Source organism: Caenimonas aquaedulcis, from assembly GCF_015831345.1.
Lineage (GTDB): Bacteria > Pseudomonadota > Gammaproteobacteria > Burkholderiales > Burkholderiaceae_C > Ramlibacter > Ramlibacter aquaedulcis.
The window spans coordinates 4,029,032-4,043,149 of sequence record NZ_JADWYS010000001.1 but is presented as its reverse complement, the minus strand read 5'-3'; the positions used below and the strand labels follow the sequence as shown (position 1 = coordinate 4,043,149).

Genomic DNA, 14,118 nt, shown 5'->3' with positions numbered 1-14,118 from the left:
ATCGATTGTCCGAAGGGCGGCGCGCCTGTTCTTTGCTCCAGGTCAAGTCCCGCGCACGCGCGAAGCCTACATTCGGCCCATGGCCCCCTGGCTCCAATCCCTCCTCGGCACGCTCGCGCTGCCCGAATACGGGCTGTCGACGCTCTTCGTCGTCGCGTTCATCTCGGCCACGCTCGTGCCGCTCGGCTCCGAGCCCGCGCTCTTCGGCCTGCTCAAGCTCGATCCCGGTCTCTTCTGGCCGGCGGTCGCGGTGGCGACGCTCGGCAACACGGCGGGCGGCATGGTGGACTGGTGGATGGGCAGTGCCGCACACACGGCCGCGCAGCGCGTGTCCGGCGCGCGCACGCGCACGCGGGCGCTGTCGCTGCTCGCGAAGCTCGGGCCGCGCGCCTGCCTGCTGTCCTGGCTGCCCGTCGTGGGCGACCCGCTCTGCGCGCTCGCGGGCTGGCTTCGCCTGCCGTTCTGGCCGTGCACCGGCTACATGCTGGCGGGAAAGGCGCTGCGCTACGTCGTCATGACCGCGGTGCTGATGCACTATTTCCCCGGCAGCCTTTCGCTTCATGGAGGTTGACATGCGATCCGTCTTCAACGCCACGCTGGCCGCCCTCCTGGGCGCCGCGCTCTGGCTCGCCCCGGCGGCGCACGCCGCGCCGCTGGGCTCCGTGGGCCTCGCCAAGGCCCGCCAGGCCTTCGCGCCGGAGCTCGCCGCCAATGCCTTCGGCGAGCCGCTGCTCGTGCGCTCGGTGGAAGGCCCGCACCAAGTCGCGGGCCATGCCTACGCCGTGCTGGACCTGCCCTTCGCGCAGGTGTCGCAGCTGCTGGCCGACCGGGCGCAGTGGTGCGCCATGCTGATGCTGCACCTGAACAACAAGTACTGCCGCGAAGGCGGCCCGGGCGGCGTGCCGCACATCGAGCTGTACGTCGGCCGCAAGAGCGAGCAGCCCGTGCGCTCGGCCACGCGCCTGAACTTCGCGTGGGTCACCGCGGTCGCGCGCGCGGACTACGCCGTGGCCGAGCTCGCCGCGCCGGACGGGCCGTACGACACGCGGGACTACGCCCTCGTCGTCGAGGCCATCCCCGGGGAGGGCGGACGCACCTTCCTGCACATGGGCTACAGCTTCTCCTATGGCGGCGCGAGCCATCTCGCGATGCACTTCTATCTCGCGACGGTCGGGCGCGACAAGGTCGGCTTCAGCGTCGAGCGCGAATCCCCCGGCGCCGAGCCGCGCCCCGTGGGCGGGATGCGCGGCGTGGCGGAACGCAACGTGATGCGCTACCTCCTCGCCCTGCGCTGCCACGCCGTCGCGCCCGCGAGTGCGCTGGAGGACAGGCTGGCCTGCTGGTTCGATGCCACCGAGCGCTATGCGCGGCAGCTGCACGAAGTGGAACGCGCGGACTATGTGGCGATGAAGCGCGCGGAGTACCGCCGGCTCGCCGAGACGCCCTGAACCCGCAAGGGTCAGGCCGCGCGCGCCGCCGCGTCGGCGGGCAGGTGCAGGATCTCGCGGCGGGGGGCGGCTTCGGCTTCCTCCAGCGCGACCGGGGGGAAGTGGCGATACCACTGCCTGACGCTGTCGAAGACCACGGGCTTGTGCAGGCACACGACCTCGTCGGCGAAATCCTTCACGAACTCGAGCGCCTGCGCCGACGCCACCGGAACGGCGCAGACGAGCTGCGCCGGGCACTTCGCGCGGGCGGCACGCAGCGCCGTGCGCATGGGCGACCCGGTGGCCATGCCCTCGTCGAGCAGGATCACGGTGCGTCCCGCCAGGTCCGGCGCGCGGCGCTGCGGCGCGCAGAGGGTGTCGAGCTCGCCGCCCAGCGACGCCGCGAGGGAGCGCCCGATGACCGCGGCGCCGGGCGTGAGCGCGAGCACGACCGGCCGCGAGCCCGCATGGCCGGCCAGGGCCACGGCCAGGCGCGTGGCGGCATCTTCGCGATCGATGAACATGGTGGGTGCAACTCCGGCAGCGCATCCCGCTGCGGTGACGGCTTCACTCTAGAGCGCGTGCCGCGCCGCGCATTGACGGACGTCAAGTGCCGGCGCTTTCGCCAGGATGGATCGCCACGAAGGGCGCGGGCGCGCGGGACGGCATCGCCGCGCCCGGCTGCAGCCGCCGCGCGAATTCCTCCAGGCGGCCGCCGAAGCCGTCGGCCTCGATCTCCTTCGACGTGAAGGCCGCCTTGACCATCGCGTTCGCGCTCACGTAGGGCGCCGGGCCCGTCCTGGCGGCGATTTCGGCGACCACGTTTTCCCAGCCACCCGTGTTCATCGTGACGATCACGGCCACGCGGTGCAGCCTTCTCGCGTACTGCGCGACGAAGGTGCGCATCGGGCCGCTCAGCCCGCGCATCCAGACCGGCGACACGAGGACCACGGTGCGAAAGTTCGACGGGTCGGGGCCTTCGTAGCGGATGGCCGGCTGCCGGCGCAGCAGCGAATCCGCGATGCAGCGCAGGGTGCCGCTCGCGCCCGAGCGAGGCCGCTCGTCGGTAACGACACCCATGGGCCACCCCGTGTGGGAGCAAAGGAGGTCGGCCAGGCGCAGCGAGACGCCGGTGTGGGAATAGCAGACGACGAGAGCGTGTTCCATCGAGGTTCTCCTGGGGGTCCTTCGAGGATAGGGAGATGGCGCCCGCGCGGATTGACTTCCATCAATCCCGGGGGCGTTTGATCCGCATCAACTGCCTGCGGCCGGGCAGGGTCCACCATGGATTCACCCTCAACCCAACGGAGTCCGCCATGTTCAAACGCATCCTCGTGCCGGTCGACGGCAGCACCACCTCCAACAAGGCCCTGACGCAGGCGCTGCAGCTCGCGCGCGAGCTCGGCGCCCGCGTGCGCCTGCTGCACGCCATCGACGAGCTCGTGTACATCAACGTCTACGGCTACAGCCCCGCGCTGATGGACGCCGTGCGCGACGCGGCCACCAAGGTGCTCGCCGACGCGCTGGAGATCGCCAAGTCCGCCGGCGTCGAAGTGGACACCCGCATGGTGGACGAGCCGGCGCAGCGCCTGGGCGCCACCGTCGCGAAGGAAGCGCAGGACTGGAACGCTGATCTCGTCGTGCTCGGCACGCACGGGCGCCGCGGCTTCAGCCGCATGGTGCTCGGCAGCGGCGCGGAGCAGATCATCCGCGAGGCGAAGGTGCCGGTGCTCACCATCCGCGCCGAAGAGGAATGAGCGCCGGGGCATCCATGTTCCGCAACATCCTGCTGGCCACCGACGGCTCCGCCGCCTCCGCGCACGCGGCGAAGCTCGCCGTCCGCCTCGCATCGGCGCACCACGCGAAACTCACGGTCGTATACGTGGTGGACCCCTACCCCTACCTCGGCCTGGGCGACACCAACCCGATGGGGCTGCACGCGTACCTGTCGAGCGCGCGCGACCACGCCGCCGTGGCCCATTCGCAGGTGGTGCAGCTGTGCGCCGCGGCCGAGCCGCCGGTGCCGGTGGAACTGCGGCTGGTGGAGGACGTCGCCGCGGCGAAGGGCATCCTGCGCACGGCGCAGGACGAGCAGTGCGACCTGGTCGTCGCGGGCTCCCACGGGCGCGGCGGCGCCGCGGGACTGCTGCTCGGCAGCGTCGCGAACAAGCTCGTGACGCAGTCGCCCGTGCCCGTCCTCGTCGCGCGCTGAGGCGCGCGCGCATGGCCATGAACGACGCGACCCCGCCCGCTCCCCCGGGCACGCTGCGGCTGCGCCGCATGGGCATCGACACCTACCAGGAGCCGGTCCTGTACATGCACAGCGGCTGCCACGTGTGCCACTCCGAGGGCTTCGAGGCGCAGTCCCGCGTCGAGGTCGGCCTGGGCGGCCGCACCATCGTCGCGACGCTCAACGTCGTGAGCGGCGACTTCCTGTCGCCCGACGAGGCCGGCCTGTCGGAGGCGGCGTGGCGCCTGCTCGGCGCCTCGGGGGGCGACGTGGCGTCGCTGCGCCATCCGCCGCCGCTGGAGTCGCTCGGGCACGTTCGCGCCAAGGTGTACGGCCGGCGGCTGACGCAGGCCGCGGCCGACGCCGTCATCACCGACATCGCGGCGGGCCGCTATTCGGACCTGCAGCTCGCCTGCTTCGTCACCGCGTGCGCGGGCGACCTGCTGGACCTGGAAGAAACCGTCGCGATCACCCGCGCGATGGTGCGCGCGGGCGAGCGCATGCACTGGAGCGAAGGCCCGGTGATGGACAAGCACTGCGTGGGCGGCATCCCCGGCAATCGCACCACGATGCTCGTCGTTCCCATCGCCACGGCCTGCGGACTGCGCATGCCCAAGACGTCCTCGCGGGCGATCACCTCGCCGGCCGGCACCGCGGACACGATGGAAACGCTCGCGCCCGTAGACCTGGACGTGCCCCACATCCAGCGCGTGGTCGAGCGCACCGGCGGCTGCATCGTTTGGGGCGGGGCGGTGCGCCTGAGCCCGGCCGACGACGTCCTGATCCGCGTCGAGCGGCCGCTGGACCTCGACAGCCAGGGCCAGCTCGTGGCGTCCATCCTCTCCAAGAAGGCGGCCGCGGGCGCGACGCACGTGCTCATCGACATGCCCGTCGGCCCCACGGCCAAGGTGCGCGGCGTGCATGCCGCCAGCGTCCTCGCGCGCGCGCTGCGAGACGTGGGCCAGGCGATGGGCCTGCACGTGCGCGTCGCGCAGACGGACGGCCTCGCGCCCGTCGGGCGCGGCATCGGGCCCGCGCTGGAAGCGCGCGACGTGCTCGCCGTGTTGCGCGGCGACCCGGGCGGCCCGGCCGACCTCGCGCAGCGCGCGGCGATGCTGGCCGGAGAACTGCTGGAGATGGGGAACGCGGCGGCGGCGGGTACGGGCGCGAGCGTTGCCGAGGCCGTGCTGAAGGACGGCCGCGCATGGCGCAAGTTCCAGGAGATCTGCGAGGCGCAGGGCGGCATGCGCGAGCCGCCGGTGGCGCCGTGCCGCCAGGAGATCGTCGCGCCGCGCAGCGGCACGGTGATCGGCATGGACAACCGCCGCCTCGCGCGCGTCGCCAAGCTCGCCGGCGCGCCCAAGACACCGTGCGCGGGCATCGACCTGCACGTGCGCACGGGCGAGTTCGTCGAGCGCGGCCAGCCGCTGTACACGCTGCATGCCGGCTCGCCGGGCGCGCTGGCCTACGCCGCCGACTATGCGCACGCGCAGCACGACGCGGTCCACGTGATCGAGGACGACTGATGCTCGTGATCGCCCTTCCCGGCGCCGCGCGCATCGCGGCCGGCATCGCGCAGTGCCTCGGGGCCGACTGGAGCGAGCTGGCCGTGCACCGCTTCCCCGACGGGGAATCGCTGGTGCGCATCGACGTGCCCGTGAAGGGGCGCTGCGTGGTGTTCGCGGGCAGCCTGAACGACCCCGATGCCCGCACGCTGCCGCTGCTCTTCGCGGCCGATTGCGCGCGCGAGCTGGGCGCGTCGCAGGTCGGCCTGGCCGCGCCCTACCTGGCCTACCTGCGGCAGGATCGCCGCTTCAATCCCGGCGAAGCGGTGAGCTCGCGCAGCTATGCGAGGCTGCTGTCGTCGTCGCTCGATTTCCTCGCGACGGTCGATCCGCACCTGCACCGCTGGCGCAGCCTGGGCGAGATCTACCCGATCCGCGCGCAGGCCGTGAGCGCCGCGCCCGCCATCGCGCCCTGGATCGCCGACCACGTCGCGGACCCGCTGCTCATCGGGCCGGACGCCGAGAGCGCGCCCTGGGTCGAACAGGCCGCGCTGCTGTGCGGCGCGCCGTGGGCCGTGATGGAGAAGGTGCGGCACGGCGACCGGCAGGTCAGCGTGCGCGCGCCCGCGGGCGTGGACTGGAAGTCCCGCACGCCGGTGCTGCTCGACGACATCGTCTCCTCCGGCGCCACCCTGCTCGCCGCGGTGGAGGCGCTCGCGCGCGCCGGCGCGCGGCCGCCCGTGTGCGTCGCCGTTCACGCGCTGCCGGAAGGCGACGCGGTGTGGAAGCTCATGGCCGCGGGCGTCACCCGCTTCGCCAGCTGCGATTCGATTGCCCACGCGTCCAACGCGATCGGCCTGGCCCCCCTGCTCGCGCAGGCGGTCAGGCGGCTCGCGTCCGTCCCCGTTTCCTCAACCCACCCTGAAAGGCATCCCCATGAAAGTCAATGAAGGTACCCTGGACCGCAGCCTGCGCGTCATCGCCGGCCTCGCGCTGATCGCCCTCGCCTACTTCGGCACCATCGGCGCGTGGGGCTATATCGGCGTCGTGCCGCTCGTCACGGGCGCGGCCGGCATGTGCCCACTGTACAGCCTGCTCGGCATCTCGACCTGCCCGGCGTCCACCAGGTAGTTCGCGCCGCGCCGCGTCACCGCCCCAGTCGGTCGACCGGGACGTACGAGGCCACGCCGCCGCGCTCGACCAGCAGGGCCACCGTGGGCTTGTCCGCGGCGGCGCGCAGCGCCGCGTCGAACTCCGACGCGGTGGCGACCGGGATGCCGTTGACCGCCGTGATGCGGTCGCCGGGCTCGATGCCGGCGAGCAGGCTGGAGCCGACGACGTCGTCGACGTAGACGCCCGCCGGCAGGCCCGCGGTCGCGCCGGCCGGCGCAAGCCCCAGGCCGAGCCGGATCTCCGGGGCCGTCCGCGCGGTGGGCGACGCATCGGCCTGCGTGCGCGCAGCCTGCGCATGCACGCGCACGGTGGACATCGCCTCGCCACGCCACAGCCGCAGCGCCAGCGATTCGCCGGGCTTCAACGCGGAGAATTCTTCCTCGATCTGCGCGTGCGAGGCCGTGCGCCGCGAGCCTGTGGCGACCAGCACGTCGCCGCTGCGAAGGCCGGCGGCTTCCGCGGCGCTGCCCGGCGCGACTTTCACGACGAGCGCGCCGCCCGTCTCGCCCAGCCCGAACGCGCGCGCGAGGTCCGCGGTGACGGGCTGCGTCACCACGCCGAGCTCGGCGCGGCGCGAGCGGCCCGCGCGGATGCGCGACACGATGCGCAGGACCTGGTCGGCCGGCAACGCGAACGACACGCCGGCGAAGATGCCGTTGTCCGAATAGATCAGCGAGTTCATCCCGACGACGGCGCCGTCTGACGTGAACAGCGGGCCGCCGGAGCTGCCGGGGTTGATCGCCACGTCCGTCTGGATGAGCGGCAGCACGCTGCCGCCGGGCAGGAAGCGCGGGTAGGCGCTCACCACACCCGCGGTCACCGTGTGCTCGAAGCCGAAGGGCGCGCCCATCGCGGCGACCCATTCGCCGGGGCACACGCGGCGCTGCGGCTCGAGCGGCGCGGCCGGCAGGCCCGACGCCTCGACCTTCAGCAGGGCGACGTCGGCATCGCGGTCGAAGCCGGCGACGCGCGCCTGCAGCCTGCGCCCGTCGGCCATCGCGATCCAGGTCTCCCGCGCATCGAACACCACATGCGCGCTGGTGGCGACGAACCCATCGGGCGACAGGATGAAGCCCGAGGCGAAGGACCGCTCGAGCGGCGCGTCGGGAAACGGCGGCGTGCGGTCGGGCCCGCCGAAGACGGAATCGACGCGCCGGGGCCGGATGACGAGCACGCTCACCACCGCCGGCGCGGTGCGCGCGGCCGCCGCGGAGAAACTGCGCGTCGCGCCCGGGGGCCGGGGCACGGCGCACGGGTCGTCGGAGGCGGATGCCGGCGCCGCGAAGAGCGCTGCTGCCATGGCGAGGGCGGCAACGCGGGCCGGCCGCCCGCCCCGCGGCTCAGGCATGCAGCTCGGGCCCGACGCCGATCGGCGCGGGCGCCGCCATGACGATGCGCGTGAAGAGGCGGTCGTAGACCGGGTCGCGCACGCCGCCGGCGAGCGGGTCCCGGTCCTGCTCGAAGGCCAGGTCGAGCTCCTTCCACTCCTTGCTCGTGAGCGCCTCTTCGGCGCCGGGCAGCAGCTGCGTCTCCTCCACGCGCATGTGCTCGAGGTAGAAGGCGGCGTACTTTTCCGCGGCGTCCTCGAAGATCGGGCGGCGCGAATCGCCGACCAGCTCCCAGGCGAGCAGCAGGTGCTGCAGTTCCCGCACCTTGCCCTCGCCGCGCATGTGGTCCGCCTCGAGCTTGCGGATCACGGGCATGAGCGCCGGCACCGCGCGGGCGATGCGGGGAAAGAGCAGGTCCGACTCCTTGGGGTGGTGCCGCTTCTCCGGAAATTCGTCGATGTAGAACAGCATGGCGCGCAGCACGTCGAAGAAACGCTCGGGCTGGTCGCCGGGGCCGTTGGCGATCATCATCTTCAGCGAACGCAGCATGGCGGCCACGGCCGAATGCTCCTCCCGGATGATCTGTGTGCAGCTATGGGGCATGGGGTTGACCTCTGGTTGCGTTCAGTGGATGCGCATGTCGAGGGCCCGCGACAGGCCCGCGAGGTCGAGGATGCGGATGTGGCGCTTGTCCACTTCCAGCAGGCCGCGCTGCTGGAACGCGGAGAAGGTGCGGCTCACCGTCTCGAGCTTCATGCCGAGGTAGCTGCCGATCTCGGCGCGGGACATGCGCAGGTGGAACTCGCTGGCCGAGTAGCCGCGGGCCTTCATGCGCTGCGACAGGTTCAGCAGGAAGGCCGCGAGGCGCTCCTCCGCGTTCATGCTCCCGAGCAGCATCATCAGGCTGTGCTCGCGCACGATCTCGCGGCTCATGAGGCGGCTCACCAGGTGGTGCATGTTGCTGTGGGCTGCCGACAGCTCGTTCAGGTGCTCGTAGGGGATGGCGCAGATCTCCGCGTCCTCGAGGGCCGTCGCGCCGCTCGCATGGTGTCCCTGCGCGACGCCGTCGAGCCCCATCAGCTCGCCGGCCATGTGGAAGCCGGTGACCTGGTCGCGCCCGTCCTGCAGCGTGAGGCTGGACTTGAAGGTGCCGCTGCGCACGGCGTAGATGTACTGGAAGCGGTCGCCCTCATGGTAGAGCGGCTGGCCCAGCTTCACCTTGCGGCGCCCGAAGAGCAGGCCGTCCAGGCGCACCACGTCGTCGCCCGTCATGCCGCAGGGCAGGCACAGCTCCTTCAGGTGGCAGGCGGAGCATTGCGTCTTGAGCGGCGCGGCGACGCGGATGTCGCGCACCGGCAGTTGCCGCGTGAACGTGACGGGGGCTTCGAGAGTGGCTGCGTTCATGATCATCCTCCTACGGATTGGCGTTCGTTGAATCGGGTTGGCGGGCGGCGACGGCGACGGCCTGGGCGAGTTGGCCCGAGTCGCTGCCCTTGTCCAGGAAGCGCGCCGCGCCTGCTTTCAGGTAGCGCGTGCGATAGGCCTGCGCGGAGTTGTTGGTGAAGACGACGAAAGCGACACCCGGCGCGGCGGGCCGTACCGCCTGCAAGACCTCCAGGCCCGTGCCGCCCTCGAGCTGCACGTCCAGCACGACGACGTCGGGCCGGAGCGCCAGGATCGAGGCGATGCAGCCGCGGGGCGTCTCGCCCTCCCCCACGATCAGCGCGCCTTTCGATTCGAGGAGGTTGCCGACGCGCGAGCGGATCAGTGCGGAGTCGTCGGCGAGGAATACGCGGATGGGAAGCTGGCTGTCGGGCATGGCGCAACTTTGGCCCAACGCCCCGCCGCGCGACATCGGCGGCGGACGAAAGAACGCTAGGAATGGCCCTGAATGCGGCTTCCCGAATGCCCGGCGGCCCTAGGAATTTTCCTAGCGGCGCGCGACCGGTAGAAGCGGCGCTTGACGAGTTCCAGCAGCAGGAGGTAGCTCACCGTCATGCCCGTGATGGCGAGGTAGAACGATGCCGGCAGGCCCACCAGCCCGAACCACGCCCCCAGGGGCGTGAAGGGCAGCACCGCCGCGAACGAGAGCACGGCGAGGGCGGCGGCCGCCACGGCGGGATGCGGCCGGCCCGCGATGGCCGGGCCGCGCGTGCGGATCACGAAGACCGCCAGGACCTGCGTGGCGAGGGATTCGAGGAACCACGCCGACTGGAACTGCGCGGGGGCGGCATCCAGCACGTGCAGCAGCACGACGAACAGGCCGATGTCGAACAGCGAACTCACCGGCCCGATCACGAGCATGAAGCGCCGCAGGCGGGCGATGTCCCAGCGCACGGGCGCAGCGACGTCCTGCGCATCGACGCGGTCCAGCGGCAGCGCGGCGGACACGCCGTCGTACAGCAGGTTGTTCAGCAGGATCTGCACCGGCAGCATCGGGAGGAACGGCAGGAACACCGCGGCGGCGGCCATGCTGGCCATGTTGCCGAAGTTGGAACTGGTGCCCAGCAGGATGTACTTGCGCGTGTTGGCGATGGTCCGCCTGCCCTCGCCCACCGCCGCGCCGAGCACGCCCAGGTCGTGGCGCAGCAGCACGAGATCGGCGGCCGCGCGCGCGCTGTCGCAGGCGGAGTCCACCGAGATCCCCACGTCCGCGCTGTGGAGCGCGGGCGCGTCGTTGATGCCGTCGCCCAGGTAGCCCACGACGTGGCCGCGCGCGCGCAGCGCCCGGATCACCCGGTTCTTCTGGATCGGGTCCACGCGGCAGAACAGGTTGCACGCCTGCGCGCGATGCGCGAGCGCGCGGTCGTCCATCGCGGCGATCTCGTGTCCCAGCAGCACGCCCTCGACGCGCATGCCCAGCGCTTCGCACACATGTCGCGTGACGAGGTCACTGTCGCCGCTCACCACCTTCACGCCCACGCCGCGCGCCTGCAGGTCCGCGATGGCCGCGCCCGCGTCGGCCTTGGGCGGGTCGAGGAACGCCGCAAAGCCGGCGAACACGAGCGCGTTCTCGTCCTCCAGCCCCGCGTCTTCCAGCGTGCGCGGCACGCATTTCCACGCGATGCCCAGCACGCGGAATCCCGACGACTCCAGCGCATGCAGGCAGGCCGCCGACTTCCTGCGCGCCGCCGGCGTCCAGGCCGGGAATGCGTCGCCCTGCTGGTAACGATCGCAGTGACGCAGCACGTCTTCGGGCGCCCCCTTCACGATGAGCCGGCGGTCGTCCCCGCGTTCGAGCAGCACCGACAGGCGCCGGCGCTCGAAGTCGAAGGGCACCTCGTCGATCTTGCGCCAGCCCGCGGTGTCCACGCCGCGATGCGCGAGCACCGCGTCCTCCAGCGGCGTGCGGATGCCCGACTCGAAAAAGCTGTTGAGGAAGGCGCCCTCCAGCACTGCGGCGCTGTCCCGGCCTTCGATGTCCACGTGCCGTGCGAGCTCGATGCGCGCCTCCGTCAGGGTGCCGGTCTTGTCGGTGCACAGCACGTCCATCGCGCCGAGGTTGTGCATCGCGGAAAGGTGCTTGACGATCACCTCCTGACGCGCGAGCCGCATCGCGCCTCGCGACAGGCCGAGCGTGACGACCATCGGCAGCAGCTCCGGCGTCAGCCCCACCGCGAGCGCGACGGCGAACAGGAAGGAGTCGAGCCAGGGCCGGTGCGCCATGCCGCTCACCAGCACCACGAAGAGCACGAGAAAGATGGTGATGCGCAGGATGAACGCGCCGAAGCGGTTGAGGTCCGCCTCGAACGCCTGGTCGCCGCGTTCGCCCGCCACGAGCTGCGAGATCGCGCCCATGCGCGTGCGCATGCCCGTGTCGCACACCACCATCGTGCCGGCGCCGGAGATGACGCTGCTGCCCATGAAGAGCGCGGCGGGCGCCTGCTGCGGGTCCTGCGCCGACGGGTCGGCCACCGCCCTCTTCTCCACCGGAAACGATTCGCCGGTGAGGGCCGACTGCTGCACGAAGAGGTCCTGCCCCTGCAGCAGCAAGCCGTCCGCGGACACGAGCGAGCCCGCGGTGAGGCGCACCACGTCGCCCGGCACGAGGTCGGCCGCATCCACCTCGATGTCCGCGCCGCCGCGCACGACGCGCGCGCGCAGCGCGATGCTCAGCGCGAGCCGCCCCACGGCCGCCTGCGCGCGGTACTGCTGCGCCTGGTCGAGCAGGACGCTCAGCAGCACGACCGCGCCGATGATCCCGGCGCTCGCCGACTCCCCGGATGCGAGCGACACGGCGCCCGCCGCGAGCAGCACCAGCACCAGGGGGTTGCGCAGGCGCTGGCCCAGGCTCGCGACCAGCGACTTGCGGCGCGCCGCGGCGAGGCGGTTGCCGCCTTCGCGCGCGAGCCGGCGCGCGGCGTCCGCGGCATCGAGGCCGGCGGGTGAGCTTCCCAGGGCGCGCAGTGCATCCGCGGGGCCGAGCCGCCACCAGTCGCCGTCGCCGGCCGTCAGCCCGGGACCCGCTGGAAGGCCACCGTGCCCGGTTGCGCGGGCACGGCGACGAAATCGGTCAGGCGCCATGTGTGCAGGCATGCGAGGGTGGTGCCGCCGCTGCCGTCGTTCGCCCTGTACGACACCGTATAGCTGGCGCCCACGCGGGTGACTGCGGTGATGGTCGGCACGAAGCAGCGGATGCCGACGCCCATCGAGATGCCCACCACCATCGACTGGGAGAAGTCGATCGCGGGCATGGGCTTCGCGTCGCCGAACTCCTGCGGCGCGGCGTTCCATGCCGCGGCCATCTCGGCCTGCGAGCGGAACACGTAGGTGCCGGCCGGGAAGGAGCGCGTGAGCTCTTCCTGGAGGCGCTGCATCGCCACGTCTTCGGGCGTCTCGCCCCCTCCGCCGCACGCGGCCAGCATCGCCAGCAGCGCGAGGGCTGCGAATCTTGCGGACATGGTGCCTTTCCTTCCCGCGGACTCAGTGGGCCATGAGCACGGGCAGCGTCATGGAGCGCAGGACGGTGCGCGAGGCCCCGCCCAGCACCCACTCGCGCGCGCGGCTGTGGCCGTAGCATCCCATGACGAGCAGGTCCGCGTCCAGGTCGAAAGCCCGCGACAGCAGCAGGTCGCCGACTTCCGCGGGCTCCGCGCCGCCTTCGCGATGCCAGGTCGCCTCGATGCCGCGCAGCTTGAGGTAGCCGTCGAGGCCGAGGCTCGCGCCTGCGACGCGCTCCTCCTCGCCGCCCCAGGAAAGCACGTGGACGCGCGATGCGCGCTGCAGCAGGGGCACGGCCGCGGCGACCGCGCGGGCCGCCTCGCGCGTGGGTTTCCACGCGATCACCACATGGTTCCCGGCCACCGTGCCGTGGCCCTCGTGGGGCAGGACCAGCGCGGGCTTGCCGCTTTGCGCGAGCACGCTTTCGATGAAGTCGGCCGGCACGCCCGAGAACGAAGGGTCGGTCCCGTCGAACTGCCCGAACACCAGCAGGTCGGCATGCAGCGCCTGCAGCGCGAAGCTGGACGCGATCGGGAATTCGTCCGTCTGCGCCCACGCCGCCTGCACGGCGTCGGTCGCGTTGCCGCGATCGAACATGGCCCGGGCCGCCTTGCAGCGGTCGGCGTCCACCTCGGCCAGGACGGCCGCCGCGTTCGCGCCGCCTTCCGACGCGAACGGGATCGCGAGGAGCGACGGCGTCACCGCGTAGAGCCCGGTGACGGCGGCGCCTTGTTTCTGCGCGATGGCGCGGGCCACCGACAGGCGGCGCGCGGCATGCGGCGTGGCGTCCAGGTGGACGAGCAGTTGGGCATAGGTCTGTTGCATGGTGGCTCCGGTGAGTGGGTGGGGCGTCAATGGATCAGCACCGTGGCGGCGCCTTCGCCGGCGGGCTGGAACGGTCCGAGCGGGTTGAACTGCTTTTCGACGCGGTCGGTGCGGGCCTGGCCGCCGCTGCTGCGGAAGAGCACGGTCCCTTCGCTCTCGACGATCAGCGCGTCGAACCACCAGCCCCTGACGTTCGTCACGCGGCGGATGTTGAGGAAGTCGAGCCAGAAGCTGCCTTCGCGCTTCCTGTCCTGCCGCTCGAAGTGGAACACCCAGCCGCGGCAGGCCGCCTGCGCCTGGATGCAGCGCGCGACGCCGGGGTCCAGCTGCGAGAGCGGCATGCCCTGGTAGGGTGCGAGCCGCCCCATGATGTCCGGGTAAGGCACGAGCGTCACGTTGCGCCCCTCCCGGGTGTCGAAGCCCATCGATTGGAGCTCCGAGGTGCGCGTGCGGAACGGCGCGATGCGTTCGACCGCCGCGCGCGCTTCCTCGAAGCTCGCGAAGCCGGCGGGCGTGTCGGTGCTCCCCGAGGGCAGCAGCGTGGAGCACCCGGCCAGCGCCAGGAGCAACAGGGGAAGGAATCGGTGGACCATGGAAGCGACTTTGCATCGCCGCGGCGCGCGGGCGTTGATCCATGTCAAGCCGTGCGCATGCGCGCTCGCGCAGACTGCATGCACGCCACTGCAAAG

General features: G+C 72.1%; 17 protein-coding genes. 7 read left to right on the top strand and 10 right to left on the bottom strand.

Translation table 11 applies throughout. The annotated features are described in order from the left end of the window. Nucleotides 1-79 precede the first annotated feature (79 nt). Together I5803_RS19515 and I5803_RS19510 are read left to right on the top strand one after the other, a co-directional pair. The gene (locus I5803_RS19515; protein WP_196987978.1) at nucleotides 80-571 is read left to right on the top strand and encodes a YqaA family protein; all 492 of its coding nucleotides are present in this window, start codon (nucleotides 80-82) and stop codon (nucleotides 569-571) included. A 1-nt stretch (nucleotide 572) separates the two neighbouring features. Then, nucleotides 573-1,448, top strand: a complete 876-nt coding sequence (locus I5803_RS19510; protein ID WP_196987977.1) for a hypothetical protein — start codon at nucleotides 573-575, stop codon at nucleotides 1,446-1,448. Nucleotides 1,449-1,459: 11 nt separating this feature from the next. Here the strand turns inward: I5803_RS19510 and I5803_RS19505 are convergent, their stop codons facing one another. Both I5803_RS19505 and I5803_RS19500 read right to left on the bottom strand, forming a co-directional pair. Further along, entirely contained in the window at nucleotides 1,460-1,951 is a 492-nt protein-coding gene (locus tag I5803_RS19505) for a phosphoribosyltransferase family protein (protein ID WP_196987976.1), read from the bottom strand. Between the two features lie 82 nt (nucleotides 1,952-2,033). Then, nucleotides 2,034-2,594 carry a flavodoxin family protein gene (locus I5803_RS19500; RefSeq protein WP_196987975.1) on the bottom strand — a complete coding sequence of 187 codons (561 nt, stop codon included), beginning with the start codon at nucleotides 2,592-2,594 and terminating at the stop codon, nucleotides 2,034-2,036. Nucleotides 2,595-2,743: 149 nt separating this feature from the next. On the opposite strand from I5803_RS19500, the gene I5803_RS19495 reads away from it, so the two are divergent. The 5 genes from I5803_RS19495 to I5803_RS19475 are packed head-to-tail and all read left to right on the top strand — an operon-like array spanning nucleotide 2,744 to nucleotide 6,293. Then, a complete protein-coding gene (locus tag I5803_RS19495; protein ID WP_196987974.1) occupies nucleotides 2,744-3,184 on the top strand; it encodes a universal stress protein in 441 nt (146 codons plus the stop codon). A gap of 14 nt (nucleotides 3,185-3,198) precedes the next feature. Next, the gene (locus I5803_RS19490) at nucleotides 3,199-3,639 is read left to right on the top strand and encodes a universal stress protein (RefSeq protein ID WP_196987973.1); all 441 of its coding nucleotides are present in this window, start codon (nucleotides 3,199-3,201) and stop codon (nucleotides 3,637-3,639) included. Between the two features lie 11 nt (nucleotides 3,640-3,650). After that, entirely contained in the window at nucleotides 3,651-5,183 is a 1,533-nt protein-coding gene (locus tag I5803_RS19485; RefSeq protein ID WP_196987972.1) for a thymidine phosphorylase family protein, read from the top strand. Next, nucleotides 5,183-6,112 (top strand): ribose-phosphate diphosphokinase, encoded by a 930-nt coding sequence (locus I5803_RS19480; RefSeq protein WP_196987971.1) that lies wholly within the window; start codon nucleotides 5,183-5,185, stop codon nucleotides 6,110-6,112. The genes I5803_RS19485 and I5803_RS19480 overlap by 1 nt, the downstream gene beginning before the upstream one ends. Then, nucleotides 6,099-6,293, top strand: a complete 195-nt coding sequence (locus tag I5803_RS19475) for a YgaP family membrane protein (RefSeq protein ID WP_196987970.1) — start codon at nucleotides 6,099-6,101, stop codon at nucleotides 6,291-6,293. Before I5803_RS19480 ends, I5803_RS19475 begins: the two co-directional genes overlap by 14 nt. 16 nt (nucleotides 6,294-6,309) lie before the next feature. On the opposite strand, the gene I5803_RS19470 is transcribed toward I5803_RS19475, so the two are convergent. Genes I5803_RS19470 through I5803_RS19435 form a run of 8 tightly spaced genes read right to left on the bottom strand, consistent with a single transcriptional unit; the run spans nucleotide 6,310 to nucleotide 14,022 of the window. Then, nucleotides 6,310-7,635, bottom strand: a complete 1,326-nt coding sequence (locus I5803_RS19470; RefSeq protein ID WP_196987969.1) for a trypsin-like peptidase domain-containing protein — start codon at nucleotides 7,633-7,635, stop codon at nucleotides 6,310-6,312. 40 nt (nucleotides 7,636-7,675) lie between these two features. Continuing rightward, nucleotides 7,676-8,266, bottom strand: a complete 591-nt coding sequence (locus I5803_RS19465; protein ID WP_196987968.1) for a hemerythrin domain-containing protein — start codon at nucleotides 8,264-8,266, stop codon at nucleotides 7,676-7,678. A 21-nt stretch (nucleotides 8,267-8,287) separates the two neighbouring features. After that, a complete protein-coding gene (gene fnr / locus I5803_RS19460) occupies nucleotides 8,288-9,067 on the bottom strand; it encodes a fumarate/nitrate reduction transcriptional regulator Fnr (protein WP_231402467.1) in 780 nt (259 codons plus the stop codon). A 10-nt stretch (nucleotides 9,068-9,077) separates the two neighbouring features. Further along, nucleotides 9,078-9,482 carry a response regulator gene (locus I5803_RS19455; RefSeq protein ID WP_196987966.1) on the bottom strand — a complete coding sequence of 135 codons (405 nt, stop codon included), beginning with the start codon at nucleotides 9,480-9,482 and terminating at the stop codon, nucleotides 9,078-9,080. 56 nt (nucleotides 9,483-9,538) lie between these two features. Then, the gene (gene mgtA / locus I5803_RS19450) at nucleotides 9,539-12,187 is read right to left on the bottom strand and encodes a magnesium-translocating P-type ATPase (RefSeq protein ID WP_196987965.1); all 2,649 of its coding nucleotides are present in this window, start codon (nucleotides 12,185-12,187) and stop codon (nucleotides 9,539-9,541) included. Then, on the bottom strand, nucleotides 12,115-12,564 hold the full coding sequence (locus I5803_RS19445) for a hypothetical protein (protein WP_196987964.1): 450 nt from the start codon (nucleotides 12,562-12,564) through the stop codon (nucleotides 12,115-12,117). Before I5803_RS19445 ends, mgtA begins: the two co-directional genes overlap by 73 nt. A gap of 22 nt (nucleotides 12,565-12,586) precedes the next feature. Then, nucleotides 12,587-13,429: a universal stress protein gene (locus tag I5803_RS19440; RefSeq protein ID WP_196987963.1), complete on the bottom strand. Its 843-nt coding sequence runs from the start codon at nucleotides 13,427-13,429 to the stop codon at nucleotides 12,587-12,589. A gap of 26 nt (nucleotides 13,430-13,455) precedes the next feature. Beyond that, entirely contained in the window at nucleotides 13,456-14,022 is a 567-nt protein-coding gene (locus I5803_RS19435; protein WP_196987962.1) for a hypothetical protein, read from the bottom strand. Between the last annotated feature and the right edge of the window lie 96 nt (nucleotides 14,023-14,118).